Annotated in this window: 14 protein-coding genes; 9 read left to right on the top strand and 5 right to left on the bottom strand. The window is 72.1% G+C overall.

Annotated features, from left to right (window positions below; genetic code table 11):
• Positions 1 to 112: 112 nt before the first annotated feature.
• The 3 genes from ACIGXX_RS39735 (at position 113) to ACIGXX_RS39725 (ending at position 2,579) form a co-directional block, all read left to right on the top strand.
• Positions 113 to 685: a DUF5134 domain-containing protein gene (locus ACIGXX_RS39735; RefSeq protein WP_361473116.1), complete on the top strand. Its 573-nt coding sequence runs from the start codon at positions 113 to 115 to the stop codon at positions 683 to 685.
• Positions 686 to 849: 164 nt separating this feature from the next.
• Positions 850 to 1,785: a M56 family metallopeptidase gene (locus ACIGXX_RS39730; RefSeq protein WP_351171609.1), complete on the top strand. Its 936-nt coding sequence runs from the start codon at positions 850 to 852 to the stop codon at positions 1,783 to 1,785.
• 95 nt (positions 1,786 to 1,880) lie between these two features.
• Positions 1,881 to 2,579, top strand: coding sequence for a phosphatase PAP2 family protein (locus tag ACIGXX_RS39725; RefSeq protein WP_351171612.1), 699 nt, complete (start codon positions 1,881 to 1,883; stop codon positions 2,577 to 2,579).
• A gap of 153 nt (positions 2,580 to 2,732) precedes the next feature.
• On the opposite strand, the gene ACIGXX_RS39720 is transcribed toward ACIGXX_RS39725, so the two are convergent.
• Positions 2,733 to 2,978 (bottom strand): DUF2630 family protein, encoded by a 246-nt coding sequence (locus ACIGXX_RS39720; RefSeq protein WP_351171615.1) that lies wholly within the window; start codon positions 2,976 to 2,978, stop codon positions 2,733 to 2,735.
• A 192-nt stretch (positions 2,979 to 3,170) separates the two neighbouring features.
• Between ACIGXX_RS39720 and ACIGXX_RS39715 the strand changes: the two genes are divergently transcribed.
• Positions 3,171 to 3,869: a helix-turn-helix domain-containing protein gene (locus ACIGXX_RS39715; RefSeq protein WP_351171618.1), complete on the top strand. Its 699-nt coding sequence runs from the start codon at positions 3,171 to 3,173 to the stop codon at positions 3,867 to 3,869.
• On the opposite strand, the gene ACIGXX_RS39710 is transcribed toward ACIGXX_RS39715, so the two are convergent.
• Complete coding sequence (locus ACIGXX_RS39710) at positions 3,857 to 5,359, bottom strand: hypothetical protein (RefSeq protein WP_366463481.1); 1,503 nt, start codon at positions 5,357 to 5,359, stop codon at positions 3,857 to 3,859. The two genes, ACIGXX_RS39715 and ACIGXX_RS39710, sit on opposite strands and share 13 nt — an antisense overlap.
• A gap of 177 nt (positions 5,360 to 5,536) precedes the next feature.
• Here ACIGXX_RS39710 and ACIGXX_RS39705 point away from each other — a divergent pair, with 177 nt between their 5' ends.
• On the top strand, positions 5,537 to 6,190 hold the full coding sequence (locus ACIGXX_RS39705) for a DUF305 domain-containing protein (RefSeq protein ID WP_366463480.1): 654 nt from the start codon (positions 5,537 to 5,539) through the stop codon (positions 6,188 to 6,190).
• Between the two features lie 88 nt (positions 6,191 to 6,278).
• Here the strand turns inward: ACIGXX_RS39705 and ACIGXX_RS39700 are convergent, their stop codons facing one another.
• The gene (locus ACIGXX_RS39700) at positions 6,279 to 7,529 is read right to left on the bottom strand and encodes an MFS transporter (protein WP_366463479.1); all 1,251 of its coding nucleotides are present in this window, start codon (positions 7,527 to 7,529) and stop codon (positions 6,279 to 6,281) included.
• Between the two features lie 152 nt (positions 7,530 to 7,681).
• Between ACIGXX_RS39700 and ACIGXX_RS39695 the strand changes: the two genes are divergently transcribed.
• The gene (locus tag ACIGXX_RS39695) at positions 7,682 to 8,611 is read left to right on the top strand and encodes a LysR family transcriptional regulator (protein ID WP_366463478.1); all 930 of its coding nucleotides are present in this window, start codon (positions 7,682 to 7,684) and stop codon (positions 8,609 to 8,611) included.
• A 19-nt stretch (positions 8,612 to 8,630) separates the two neighbouring features.
• Here ACIGXX_RS39695 and ACIGXX_RS39690 read toward each other — a convergent pair whose 3' ends face one another.
• Complete coding sequence (locus tag ACIGXX_RS39690; protein ID WP_383825308.1) at positions 8,631 to 9,101, bottom strand: DUF6214 family protein; 471 nt, start codon at positions 9,099 to 9,101, stop codon at positions 8,631 to 8,633.
• 178 nt (positions 9,102 to 9,279) lie between these two features.
• Between ACIGXX_RS39690 and ACIGXX_RS39685 the strand changes: the two genes are divergently transcribed.
• Positions 9,280 to 10,632, top strand: a complete 1,353-nt coding sequence (locus ACIGXX_RS39685) for an FAD-dependent oxidoreductase (protein ID WP_399983386.1) — start codon at positions 9,280 to 9,282, stop codon at positions 10,630 to 10,632.
• Between the two features lie 57 nt (positions 10,633 to 10,689).
• Here the strand turns inward: ACIGXX_RS39685 and ACIGXX_RS39680 are convergent, their stop codons facing one another.
• Positions 10,690 to 11,055: a helix-turn-helix transcriptional regulator gene (locus ACIGXX_RS39680; RefSeq protein ID WP_351171638.1), complete on the bottom strand. Its 366-nt coding sequence runs from the start codon at positions 11,053 to 11,055 to the stop codon at positions 10,690 to 10,692.
• A gap of 144 nt (positions 11,056 to 11,199) precedes the next feature.
• Between ACIGXX_RS39680 and ACIGXX_RS39675 the strand changes: the two genes are divergently transcribed.
• A complete protein-coding gene (locus ACIGXX_RS39675; protein WP_361473093.1) occupies positions 11,200 to 12,297 on the top strand; it encodes an NADH:flavin oxidoreductase/NADH oxidase in 1,098 nt (365 codons plus the stop codon).
• 211 nt (positions 12,298 to 12,508) lie between these two features.
• Complete coding sequence (locus ACIGXX_RS39670) at positions 12,509 to 12,718, top strand: hypothetical protein (RefSeq protein WP_351171644.1); 210 nt, start codon at positions 12,509 to 12,511, stop codon at positions 12,716 to 12,718.
• Positions 12,719 to 12,796 lie beyond the last annotated feature (78 nt).

The following is a 12,796-nucleotide window of genomic DNA, read 5'->3' as shown; positions in this document are numbered from 1 at the left end:
ACGATTTACTCGTCCGCTCCCTCCGCGCTCCCCGCGTACACCCGTGCGCTCGCATACGACGTCCTGTGCGAGGGCATCGACCCGACGACACCGTCGATCGGGGAGGTGTGCGGTGCACGGACCGGCGCAGGCCGGCTGGCTGCTCGTCGCGCTGTGCGCGGCGACCGGGTCCTACTGTCTGCTGCGGATGCGCAGCAGGATCGAGGAACAGCGCAGGGCGGCCGGCGGCGAGGCGCTCATGGGGTTCGGGATGGCGTTGATGGCCCTGCCCGCGGCCGTGCTCACCCCGCCGCGGTGGGCCTGGCTGGCGTACGCGGCCGTGTTCGGCGCGGCGGCGCTGCGCGCGCTCTGGGCGGCCGGACGCAGCCGCCACCACCTGCATCATCTGGTCGGCGCCTGCGCCATGGTCTACATGGCGGTGGCCATGGCCGCGGCCCCCACCGCGCACGCGGGCCACGGCGGCGGGGGCGCGCCGGCGCTCACCGGGGCCCTGCTGCTGTACTTCGCCGGCTACGTGCTCTGGTCGGGGGTGCGTCTGCTGCCCGTGCCGACGCTCGCGACGGCGGCGGAGGGCGGAGCCGGTGGCGGCGGGCCGATCACGGGGTGGGCCGACCGCACGGAACTGGCGATGGTGTGCCGCCTCTCCATGGGGATCGCCATGATCGCGATGCTCCTGACGCTGTAGAGCGCCCCAGGGCGAGCACGGGCGGAAGAACTCGGGGCCAGGAGTGCCAAGGCCGCCGAGCCCGCGAGGCCGTAAGGGGTGATATCCCGCGATCGGCCGTGTCGTGCGTCACTTGCGGCGATAGTCCATACCCTCCGGGAGCGCCACCCTCATAGTCTTGACACATGTTGCTCCCCGTTGCGCTGTTGCTGCTGGGCGCCCTCACCGCCGTCGTCGCCCCGCGCCTCCTGGCGCGCGCCGACTGGCCGGAGCGCGAACCGGTGGTCGCGCTGTGGGCGTGGCAGTGCGTCGTGGCGGGTGTGCTCATGTGCTGCGCCCTGTCGATGACCCTGAGCGCCGCCGCCGCGTGGCAGGCCGTGCGCGGCCATGTCTTCGCCCCCGCGCCGCACGACGTGGTCGAGGCGTACGCCCTCGGGGCGGGCGGCTCCTGGGCGCCCGCGACCGCCGTGGCGCTGGCCCTGGGCGGCGTGTGGACCGCCGCGATGCTGACCCGGGAGATCGTCCGGGCGCGGGCCAGGCGCCGCAAGCGGCGCATCGAACTCCTGCTGCGCGCGCCGCTGTTGCCCGGCGAGGAGCCCGGCGCCGACCGTCTCGTCGTCCTGGAGGGCGAGCGCCCCGACGCCTGGTGGCTGCCGGGCACGGCGCCCCAACTGGTCATCACCACCGCCGCGTTGCGCCGATTGAAGGGCCGCCAGCTCGACGCCGTGCTCGCCCACGAGCAGGGGCACGCACAGGCGCGGCACGACTGGCTCCTGCACTGCTCGGGCGCGCTGGCCACCGGCTTCCCGCAGGTTCCGGTCTTCGCCGCGTTCCGGGGCGAGATGCACCGCCTGGTCGAGTTGGCCGCCGACGACGTGGCATCGCGGCGCTTCGGGCGCCTGACGATCGCCCTCGCGCTGATCGAGCTCAACGAGGACCGCGGTGTGTTCGGCCCCTGCCCGACCCCGCAGGCGCACGTGCCGCAGCGGGTGCACCGGCTGCTGTCCGCACGGCCGCGGCTCACCGCGGCACGGCGGCTGCGGCTGACCGCCGCCGCGGCGCTGGTGCCGGTGGTCCCGCTCCTGGTCACGTTCGTGCCGGGGCTGCGCGCACTGGGATAGTGGCCCGCCGCCGTCGACGGAGGCCGCCGGGACTCACCCCACGGGAGCCCGCCCCGGGATGGCCCCCGGCACCGCCCGTCAGCGAGGATCTCCCCATGCACCCCGCCGCACCGCTCGACTCGCCGCCCCGTCCGCCCCGCCCGCACAAGTCCCGCGCGGCGCTCACCGCCGCGCTCCTGGGCGTCCTCTCGGTCCTGCTGATCCTCCTGGTCGAGCTGGAGTGGCGCCCGCTGCGCACCCTCGACGGCGACATCGCGCGCACCACGCACCGCTGGGCCGTCGCGCACGACGGCCTCACCCAGGCCAGCCGCATCCTGACCGACTGGGTGTGGGACCCGTGGACGATGCGCGCGCTGTGCGCCGCGACGGTGGTCTGGCTCGCCTTCCGCGGGGCGCGGTGGCTTGCGCTGTGGGTCGCGGCCGCCTCCCTGGTGGGCACGGCGGTGCAGCAAGGGCTCAAGGCGGCGGTCGACAAGCCGCGCCCGACATGGCCGGACCCGGTGGACTCCGCGCACTTCGCGGCCTTCCCCTCGGGCCACGCCATGACGGCGACGGTGTTCTGCGGGCTGCTCCTGTGGCTGTTGCGCCTCTACGGCGCCGGGCCCGCCGCGTGGCGCACGGCGGTGACGATCGCCGTGGTCTCCGTGGTCGGGGTCGGCGTGACCCGCGTCTGGAACGGCGTGCACTGGCCGACGGACGTGGTCGGCGGCTGGCTCCTCGGCGCGCTGATGGTGACGCTCGCGATCGCGACGTACGCCTACCGGCCGGGCGCCCGCGCGGCCGACACCGCGTAACACGCCCGCGGCCGAACGCACTTGACCGTCCGTCGGCCGGTCCCGGACGATCCCCGCCATGACGGTCAAGGGCGCGCTCTTCGACTTCTCCGGTCCTCGGCCTCGTCGACCGGACCTGAGCGTCAGGCGTCAGGCACCAGGGGGCGGGCCGGGTCAGGACCGGTAGCCCTCGACCTCGGCGGCCGGGCGCACCCGCGCCTCGTCGGGGTTCTCGCCGAACTCCGCCTTCGCGCGCCGCTGGCGCAGCAGGTCCCAGCACCGGTCCAGTTCCCGTTCGAGCACGCCGAGCCTCGCGCGCTCCGTCGCCTCGTCGATCGCTCCCGACGCCAGGGAGTCCCGCAGCGTCCGCTCGTCGTCGACCATCGACGCGATCCGGGACAGAATCTGCTCTTGATCCATCTCAGTAAGCCTCCTCGGCCCCCCGGCCCACTGTAAGGAGGGTTCGGCCGATCGGCACCTGTGAGCAGGCAACACTCCCCCGCGGTGTTGCCTGCTCCAGGCCACACCGGACCAGGAACGGCCCACTGGGGGCCTTGGTCCGAGACGTCCCGAGTATACTGGCTCGGAGCCAGTCAACGCAGGAGTTACAGGATGTCCCCGCGTAGCGCATCGGTCAATGAAGAGTTGCGAAGACGTTCCAGGGAACGGCTCCTGCAGGCCACGGTCGAGCTGGTGAGCGAGCGGGGCTACGAGGCGACGACACTCGGCGACATCGCCGACCGCGCGGGCTCGGCCCGCGGCCTGGTGTCGTACTACTTCCCCGGCAAGCGCCAGCTCCTGCAGTCGGCGGTGCACCGTCTGATGCACCGCACGCTGGAGGCCGCGCTCGACCGCGAGCCGCGGGCCACGGACGGGGACGAGCTCCTGGCGCGTGCCATCGACGCGATCCTGGGCCTGGCCCGGGACCAGCCCGTGCTCATGCGCACCCACATGGCCGGAATCCTCCAGGCGGACGGGTTCGTGCGCTGCCCCGAGCAGCAGCACCTGGCCGAACTGCTCCGCGACACCGTCGTACGCCATGGGTCGCCCGACGTGGACACCGACTATCCACTGCTGCGGGCGCTGCTGATGGGCGCGGTCTTCGCTGTGCTGCTTCCTGGGGCGCCGATGCCGGCGGGCGCCCTGCGGGCCGAGCTGTTCCAGCGGTACGGGCTCGCGTGGGAGCTCGGGGTCCCGCCGGGGGACGAGCCGCCCGGCGGGACACATGCGCGAGTCGCCGGGCGGGCCGCGCAGGAGACGCGGCCCGCCCGGCGGTCCACACGGTCGGAGCGGTCCGGTCAGTCGAAGTAGTCCGGCTGGGTCTGGACGTTGAGCTCACGGACACGCACCCGCTCGGCGGGATCCGTCCGCTTGTCGTCGATCTTCAGGACATCGAAGCCCTTGGCGATGTCGTTCGAGTAGACGTAACCGTTGTAGTAGTACGCCGACCAGGAGCCACCGGTCTGGATCGTGTCCGTGGAGAGGGGACCGCGCTCGAAGTAGCCGATCTCCTTCGGCTTCGAGGAGTTGGTGAAGTCCCAGACGGAGACGCCGCCCTGGTACCACGCCTGGACCATCAGGTCCTTGCCCTTGACCGGGATCAGCGAGCCGTTGTGGGCCACGCAGTTCTCGGTCGCGGCCTGGTGGCGCGGAATCTTGTAGTAGCTCTTGAAGACGAGCTTGCGGTGATCGCCCTTGCCGACGACGTCGTAGATGCCGTTGGCACCGCGCTCCGGGCCCGTGGCCTCGTCGCAGGTGGCGCCGCCACCGCCGCCCAACTCGTCGGTGAAGACGATCTTGTTGGCCTTCTGGTTGAAGGTCGCCGAGTGCCAGAACGCGAAGTTCTTGTTGTCCTGGACCTGGTCGATGACCTTCGGCTTCTCCGGGTCCTTGATGGAGAACAGGATGCCGTCGCCCATGCAGGCGCCCGCCGCGAGGTCCTTGGAGGGCAGCACGGTGATGTCGTGGCAGCCGGTGGTCTTGGAGACGCCGGGGTTGGTGGGCCCGCCCGGGTTGCCGCCGCCGTCGGGGCCCTCACCCGGGAACAGCACGGGGAAGTTGACGACCGCCGCCTTCTGCGGGGCCTTGCGCGGCACCTTGATGACGGAGATGCCGTCGTGCGGAGGCCGGCAGTCCGGGAACGTCGCGCTCGGGGAGTACGAGGAGACGTACACGTAGACGTTCCGCTTCTCCGGCACCAGGGTGTGCGTGTGCGAGCCGCAGGCGGTCTCGACGGCGGAGACGTACTTCGGGTTCGACTTGTCGCTGATGTCGAAGACCTTCATGCCCTCCCACGAGGACTTCTCGGTCGCGGGCTGCGAGGTGCTGTTGCAGGAGTTGTCGCTGCGCGAGGAGTCGGTGGAGAGGAAGAGCAGGTTCCCGGAGACCGAGATGTCGTTCTGCGAGCCGGGGCACAGGACCTGGGACACGGTCCGCGGCTTCTTCGGGTTGCTGATGTCGTAGATGCGGAAGCCGTCGTAGTTGCCCGCGAAGGCGTACTTGCCCTGGAAGGCGAGGTCGGTGTTGAAGCCCGGCAGCGCGTCCTTGGGGATGTTGGCCAGGTGCTTGATGTTCTTCGAGTGCACGATCTCGTCGGGCGCGGGTATCTCGCCGCTCTCGACGGCCGCCTTCGCGTCGGCGGCGTCACTCTTCGACACACTCTTGGGCGCGGCCGGCGAGTCGCCCGGGTCGGGCGTCGCTCCGGCGGGCGCCGCACTGAACAGCGCGGCTATCAGACCGAGCGCGGCCGCGCCGACGCCGAAGCGTCTGCGCCGTGTTCGGGGGTTGTTCAACAGGGTCACTGCGTCCTCCCTAGTCGCCGTTCGTAGTTGAACGGTTCACGGACACCCCGCAGTATCGTGCTCATCATGCTCAGATCAACAGATGGCAACGCACCTGTAATGAAAGTTTTTGATCTCCAGCGCACTTAAGCGTGCTAGGACGGTCCTCAACTCCCCCGCGCGCCACAGGAGGCAGCCGTGCACCACCGTCGTACGCCCGCCGTCGCCGTGTTCCTCACGGCCGCCGTTCTGGCGCTCGGCGCCTGCGATTCCGGAGGCTCCGACGCCGGTTCGGAGCCGGGCAAGAAGGCCGCGCCAGGCCCCTCGGTGATCGCTCCCGGCAAACCGGGCGAGACGGCCGCGACCATGTCCGCCGAGGACGCGGCCAAGAAGAGAACCGACGACGACTCCCCCAACTCGGCGGACTTCACCTACACCCAGATGATGATCACGCACCACGGCCAGGCCCTGGCGATGACCGAACTCGCCCCCAAGCGCGCCGAGTCCACGAAGGTCAAACGCCTGGCCGACCGCATCGCGGCCGCGCAGCGCCCGGAGATCGGCGCCATGAAGGGCTGGCTGAAGAAGCACGGCGGCGCGAAGAAACAGCAGGGGCACGACCACGGGACGATGCCGGGCATGGCCACGGAGGGCCAGCTGAAGCAGTTGCGCGCCGCGAAGGGCAAGACGTTCGACGAGCTCTTCCTGAAGCTGATGATCACTCACCACAACGGCGCGGTGACGATGGCCACCGATGCGCTCTCCGACGGCAACAACATCCAGGTCGAGGAGATGGCCAACGACGTGATCGCGCAGCAGACGGCGGAGATCAGCCGGATGCGCAAGATGTAGGGCGCCGAGTGCGTGGCTTCGAATGCGGGACTTCGAATGCATGGCTTCGGACGCGGGGCTTCGGACGCGGGGCTTCGGGTGCCGGGCGTCAGGTGTGGCTCGGCGCGGCGGCGTCCCGCTCGTCGTGCGGCGCGTGGTCGCGGCGCGGCAGCAGCAGCGGGGTGGCCAGGATGAGGATTCCGGCGATCCCGACCGCGGCGCGCGGGCCGGTGACGCCGGCCAGCAGGCCCCACAGGCCGGTCAGGGCCGCGATGCTGAGCTTGCTGGTGACCGACCACGCGGACAGGGTGCGCGCGACGCGGTCCGCCGGTGTGTGGTCGAGCCGGTAGGTGGCGAACACCGGGTTGAACACGCCCGAGCAGGTGATCAGGCCGAACTCGACGACGATGACGAGCACGAGCCCGGCGACGCCGGGGCCGATGAAGGAGAGGCCCAGCAGCCAGCACGCCCGCAGCGTCCCGGCGGTGCGCAGCACCCGGTGCCGTCCGAACCGCTCGACGAGCGGCCGGGCGAGCCGCGAGCCGATCAGGCCGCCGGCGCAGGGCGCGGCGAAGGCCAGGCCGTACTGCCAGGGCGCGAAGCCGAGCTCGCCGACCATCAGGACGACGAGCAGCGGCGACGTCGCCATGATCAGGCCGTTGTTCAGGACCGTGTTGAAGAACAGCGGGCGCAGCGCCGGGCCCGCCAGGATGTAGCGCCACCCGTCGAGCAGATCGCCCGCCCGGAACCGGGGCGGCGGGTCGGTGCGCACGGGGTGCGGCTCCTTGCCGCCGATCGCGCGGACCCCCAGGGCCGAGAGCAGATAGCTGACCGCGTCGGCCACCACGGTCATCACCGGGCCGAAGAGCCCGATCGCGGCCCCGCCCAGCGGCGGCCCGAGCACCAGGGCGGTCCAACTCGTGGACTCCAGGCGGCCGTTCGCGACGAGCAGGTCCTCCGGCCGTACGAGCGCCTTGAGGCACGCCCCACTGGCCGCGGTGAAGGCGATGTCGGCCGCGCCGACGACGACCGCCACGGCCAGGAGCTGGCCGAACCCGAGCAGGCCCAGGGCGTACGCGGCCGGGATGCTGAGCAGCGCCGCGCAGCGGACGAGGTCCATCGCGATCATCACCGCCCGCTTGCGGCGGAACTCCACCCACGGGCCCAGCGGCACCGCCACCACCGCGCCCACCGCGAAGCCCGCCGCCGCGAGGAGAGACACCTGCGTCGGGCCGGCGTCCAGGGCGAGGATCGCGATCAAGGGGAACGCGTCGAAGGCGAGCCGCGTGCCGAACGCGCTGACCGTGTAGGCGGCCCACAGCCATCCGAACGGTCGCCCGAGGGACCTCCTGGCTCCCATGCCGGTGCCACCCCTCCGCCCTCGCGCTCGAACAACCCCACCCTGACCTGCGGCATCCAAACCGGCGACGGGTCCGCAGGTCAAACAACCGTGTCGCACGGGCGGCCACAACCATCGGTTGTGCACCGGGCGGAGCTCCTAGGATGGCCGGCGTGGATCTTCATGCCGTGCGCACCTTCGTCGCCGTCGCGGACGCCGGTCAGTTCCAGGTGGCCGCGACCGCGCTCGCGATCACCCAGCAGGCCGTCTCCAAGCGGGTCGCCGCGCTGGAGAAGGACCTGGGGGTGCGGCTGTTCACCCGTACCGCGCGTGGGGCCCGGCTCACCGTCGACGGGCAGGCGTTCCTGCCCCACGCCCGTGAACTCCTGCGCGCGCAGGAGCGGGCTGCCGCCTCGGTGCGGCCCGGCCGCCGGGCGCTGCGTGTCGACGTGATCGGGCGGCGTCTCGCGCCCGCGGGGCTGCTGACCGGCTTCCGCCGGGCGCGTCCCGACATCGAGCTCGACGTCGTGACGCTCTTCGACGCCGACGCGGCCGTCGGTGCCATCCGGTCGGGCACCGTCGACGCGTCCTTCCGCGCCCTCGTCCAGCCTGCGCGGCAGCTGCCCGACGGCATCGAAGCGGCCCGCGTGTACGACGAGCCCGTCCAGCTCCTGACCGGGCCGAAGCACCCGTTCGCCGCCGCCCGCGCGGTGACGCCAGCACAGCTCGCGGGCCACCGGATCTGGATGCCCGGCATCGTCGCCGGGACGGAGTGGGCCGCCTACTACGAGGCGCTCGCCACCACGTTCGGGATCACCATCGAGGCGACCGGGCCCGACTTCGGCACCGAGCCGCTCCTGGACACGATCGCCGGCTCCGCGGTCCTCGCGACGTTCGTCGGCGAGCAGACCCGCCTGGTCTGGCCGGCCGACGACGATCTGCGGCGCGTCGCGGTGCACGACCCGACGCCGGTCTACCCGCACTCGCTGATCTGGCGCGGCGACAACCCGCACCCCGCGCTCACCGCCCTGCGCGACCACCTCGCCGCCCTGCGTCCCGGCCCCCGCGAAGCCGGTACGTGGACACCGCGAGGGGCGCGGTGATCAGCGCACCGGGCGCGCGCTAGCGGCGGTTGTGCCGCGGGGGCAGGGTCCCCGCGTCCCGTGCGGCGGCGATGAGCCTGAGGGACCTGCGGCGGCTGCGGCCGGTCGCCTGCATCACGGCGAGCACCGGATCGCGCCCCTCGGCCTGCGCCGTGCGGTACTCCCGCGCCACCATCAGCCGCCCCTCGCGCCCGCGCGGCCACGCCGGCCGGGCGCGGTGCACGGCGGGTGGCTCCTGCGGGTGCGCGTACGCCACCGGGTGGGCGTACGCCATGTCGTCGGGCGAGGCGGGGACGTCGTCGGCCGGATGGGGCGGCCGGGCGTGCAGCCCCTCCAGGGTGATCCGCCCTTCCGACACCACGGCCCGCGCGTCGATGGCGGCTCCGTCACCGAAGGTCAGCCGTACATGGAACGAGGGTGAGAACGAGGGCGATCCATCAGCATTCGGTCGATAGTGATCAGAAACGCCAAGAAAGGGGCTCTCAAGCACAATCAAAAGGTAGCCGTGCGATCGCATTAGGTCACGAACGGCACGCAGACCCGCGCGGCGACCGGCCCCGGAGCGGGGTGCCCGGATCAACGCGCCCCTCACCGCATCTCCCCCTGGAGGCACCGGGGTGCGATGCTGAAGCCATCCCCCGAGGCCGCCTCGCGGAAGGAGCACCGCCGTGCTGCAGGTCGCCGTCGTCGGATCGGGCCCGAGCGGGGTCTACACCGCGCAGTCCCTCGTCCAGCAGGACCGCGTGCCGGGGGTGCGCGTCGACATCATCGACCGGCTGCCCTGCCCCTACGGCCTCGTCCGTTACGGAGTCGCACCCGACCACGAGAAGATCAAGTCCCTCCAGAACAACCTGCGCGCGGCCCTCGAACACGACCAGGTCCGCTTCCTGGGCGGCATCGAGATCGGCCCCGGCGGCTTCCCCACCGCGCGGCTGCTCGACCTCTACCACGCGGTGGTCTACTGCGTGGGCGCGGCGGCCGACCGCAGGCTGGGCGTGCCGGGCGAGGACCTGCCGGGGAGCCACTCGGCCACGGAGTTCGTGTCCTGGTACAGCGCGCACCCGGACGCCACGGCCGACGGATTCATCGGGGGCGTGGAGTCCGCCGTGGTCATCGGCGTCGGGAACGTCGCGGTGGACGTCGCCCGGATGCTGGCGCGCGGGGTGGCCGAGCTGCGGCCCACCGACATGCCGCAGGCCGCGCTCGGCGTCCTTGCCCAGAGCCGGGTGCGCGAGGTCCACATGGTGGGGCGGCGCGGCCCGTCGCAGGCGCGCTTCACCACCAAGGAACTGCGCGAGCTCGGTTCGCTCCCGGACACCGAAGTGATAGTGGACCCCGCGGAGTTGGCGCTCGATCCCGCGTACGCCGACCCCTCCGGCCTGCCCGCGGCGGGCCGCCGCAACGTCGAGGTGATGCGCGGCTGGGCCGAGCGCCCGGCGCGGCACCTGCCGCGCAGCATCCGGCTCCGTTTCTTCCTGCGCCCGGTGGCCGTGACGGAGGCGGCGGGGCGGGTGGGCGGAGTGCGGTTCGAGCGGACGCTGCCGGACGGGCGGGGCGGGGTGACCGGTTCGGGGCGGTACGAGGACATCGCGGGGCAGCTGGTCCTGCGTTCGGTGGGCTACCGCGGGGTGCCCATCGACGGGCTGCCGTTCGACGCCGGGCTCGGCACGGTGCCGCATGCGGCGGGGCGGGTGCTGCGGGCGGGCGCCGCCTCGCCCGGCGAGTACGTGGCGGGCTGGATCAAGCGGGGCCCGACGGGCGTCATCGGGACCAACCGCCCGTGCGCCAAGGAGACGGTGCTCTCCCTGCTGGAGGACGCCCCCGCCCTCGTACGCAGAGGTGTGCCCGAGGACTCCCTGCCCGCGCTTCTCGACGCGGGGCTGCACCCCGTCGAGTGGCAGGGCTGGCTGGGGATCGAGCGGGCGGAGGCGGAGCTGGGGCGGTCGCTGGGACGTGGGCCGGTGAAGATCCCCGACTGGTCGGGGCTGCGGGCCGCTGCGCTTGACGTGAGCGGTGATTGATCCGCGGACCGGTGGGGGCTGATCGCGCCGTTCCCCGCGCCCCTTAACCCGCGCCCCTTAAGGGGCGCCCGTCCGCTTCACTTGCGCTGTTGCCGCCGCCAGGACGCTGTCGAGGAGCCCGGGAAAGAGCTCGTCCAGGTCCTCGCGGCGCAAGCCGTTCAGCTTGGCCGTGCCGCGGTAGATCTGCTGGATCACGCCGCTCTCGCGCAGCACCCGGAAGTGGTGGGTGCTCGTGGACTTCGTCACGGGCAGGTCGATCTGCGAACAGGAGAGACCCTCCAGCCCGGGCCGACACCCGGCCAGCTGCCGCACCACCCGCAGGCGCATCGGGTCCGACAGCGCGTGGAGCACGCCCTCCAACCGGATCTCCTCGCGCGCCGGATGGTCGAGCGCACGGGTGCTGATCGGTGCGGCGGTCGTCATGACGGCTCCACTTCGTCCGGGCTTCACGTCTTCTAGAAGGCTCGAAGGCCTCCATAGTACGAGAGTCATCGTAGTTTGACATCTGGCGTACTACGAGGGCTACCGTACGAGCCGTACCGAAGTCCGTGACGAGTGGAGTCCTCCGTGAGCGCCCTGTTCGAGCCCTACACCCTGCGATCGCTGACCATCCCCAACCGTGTGTGGATGGCGCCGATGTGCCAGTACTCCGCCGAGGTGTTCGGTCCGAACGCGGGTGTGGTCAACGACTGGCACTTCGCCCACTACGGGGCGCGCGCCGCCGGCGGCACCGGCCTGATCCTCGTCGAGGCGACGGCCGTCAGCCCCGAGGGCCGCATCAGCCCCGCGGACCTCGGGATATGGAACGACACGCAGGTCGAGGCGCTGCGCCGCATCACCGGCTTCCTGAAGACCCAGGGCGCCACCCCGGGCATCCAGATCGCCCACGCGGGCCGCAAGGCGTCCACCGACCGCCCCTGGAAGGGCGGCGGACCCCTGGGCCAGGACGAGCACGGCTGGCAGCCCCTCGCCCCCAGCGCGCTCCCCTTCGACGAGGGCCACCTCCTTCCGCACGAGCTCACCACGGACGAGATCCACGCCGTCGTCGGCCAGTTCGCCGCCGCGGCCCGGCGCGCCCTGGACGCCGGCTTCCAGGTGGTCGAGATCCACGGCGCCCACGGCTACCTCATCGGCGAGTTCCTGTCGCCGTTCTCCAACCACCGCACGGACGAGTACGGCGGCTCCTTCGAGAACCGCTCGCGGCTCGCCCTGGAAGTCGTCGACGCCGTCCGCGCCGTCTGGCCCGAGGACCTGCCCCTCTTCTTCCGCATCTCCGCGACCGACTGGCTCACGGAGAACCCCGAGGACGAGCGCGAGGGCTGGACCGCCGACGACACGGTCCGCCTGGCCAAGGAGCTGCACGCCCACGGCGTGGACCTCCTGGACGTCTCCAGCGGCGGCAACGCCCCGAAGGCACGCATCAAGACGGGCCCCGGCTACCAAGTCCCCTTCGCCGCCCGGGTGAAGGCCGAGACCTCGCTCCCCGTGGCCGCCGTCGGCATGATCACGGACCCCGAGCAGGCGGAGAAGATCCTCGCCAACGGCGAGGCGGACGCCGTGCTCCTGGGCCGCGAGCTCCTGCGCAACCCCTCCTGGGCCCGCCACGCCGCGAACGAGCTGGGCGGCGAGGTCGCCACTCCCCAGCAGTACCACCGCATGGTGTGAGCCCCGCTCCGCGCCACTTCGGCCTGGTCGGCGCACCCTCAACCAGCTTTCCTCCAGGGGACGTTCGGGGCGGCGCAGCCTTGGCCAAGGGTGGGGCCCTGGGGTCATCCCTAGGTGACACCCCGAAGCGAGGGGCCGACCAGGGTTCGTACCGTGGCGTTGTCGCGATGTGTCACGGTTCGGGGCCCGTACCGGCCCTCGGGAGGGCGTTGTGCGCTACGTCATCGAGGTGTTCCGCTCGCCTGGGGGCGTGCACGGGAACGTGGTGGATGAGGACATCGAGAAGGAGGGCTCAGGTCGCTGCACGCCGTTCCACGGCTGGCTCGAACTGCTCTCGTTGCTCGAACCGCCCCCGGACGCCGCGTCCGGCGAGACCGGAGGGCCGGCCTCCGCGACGGATGGCGACTCCTGTGACGCCTGATCCCATGGGACGGCAAACAGCTCTCCGGGGACGGGGAATCTGCTTGTACCGAGACCGGTTTCGGCATCATCGTGGACG

This window comes from Streptomyces sp. NPDC055243, from assembly GCF_044544025.1.
GTDB lineage: Bacteria > Actinomycetota > Actinomycetes > Streptomycetales > Streptomycetaceae > Streptomyces.
Note: the sequence above shows the minus strand (reverse complement) of the source record. Positions and strands in the feature narration are given on the sequence as shown.

Bases quoted from the DNA above. Each gene is read 5' to 3' on its own strand.
- ACIGXX_RS39730 (WP_351171609.1), top strand. From the start codon at position 850: ATGTTGCTCCCCGTTGCGCTGTTGCTGCTGGGCGCCCTCACCGCCGTC.
- ACIGXX_RS39725 (WP_351171612.1), top strand. From the start codon at position 1,881: ATGCACCCCGCCGCACCGCTCGACTCGCCGCCCCGTCCGCCCCGCCCG.
- ACIGXX_RS39720 (WP_351171615.1), bottom strand. From the start codon at position 2,978: ATGGATCAAGAGCAGATTCTGTCCCGGATCGCGTCGATGGTCGACGAC.
- ACIGXX_RS39715 (WP_351171618.1), top strand. From the start codon at position 3,171: ATGTCCCCGCGTAGCGCATCGGTCAATGAAGAGTTGCGAAGACGTTCC.
- ACIGXX_RS39700 (WP_366463479.1), bottom strand. From the start codon at position 7,529: ATGGGAGCCAGGAGGTCCCTCGGGCGACCGTTCGGATGGCTGTGGGCC.
- ACIGXX_RS39680 (WP_351171638.1), bottom strand. From the start codon at position 11,055: ATGACGACCGCCGCACCGATCAGCACCCGTGCGCTCGACCATCCGGCG.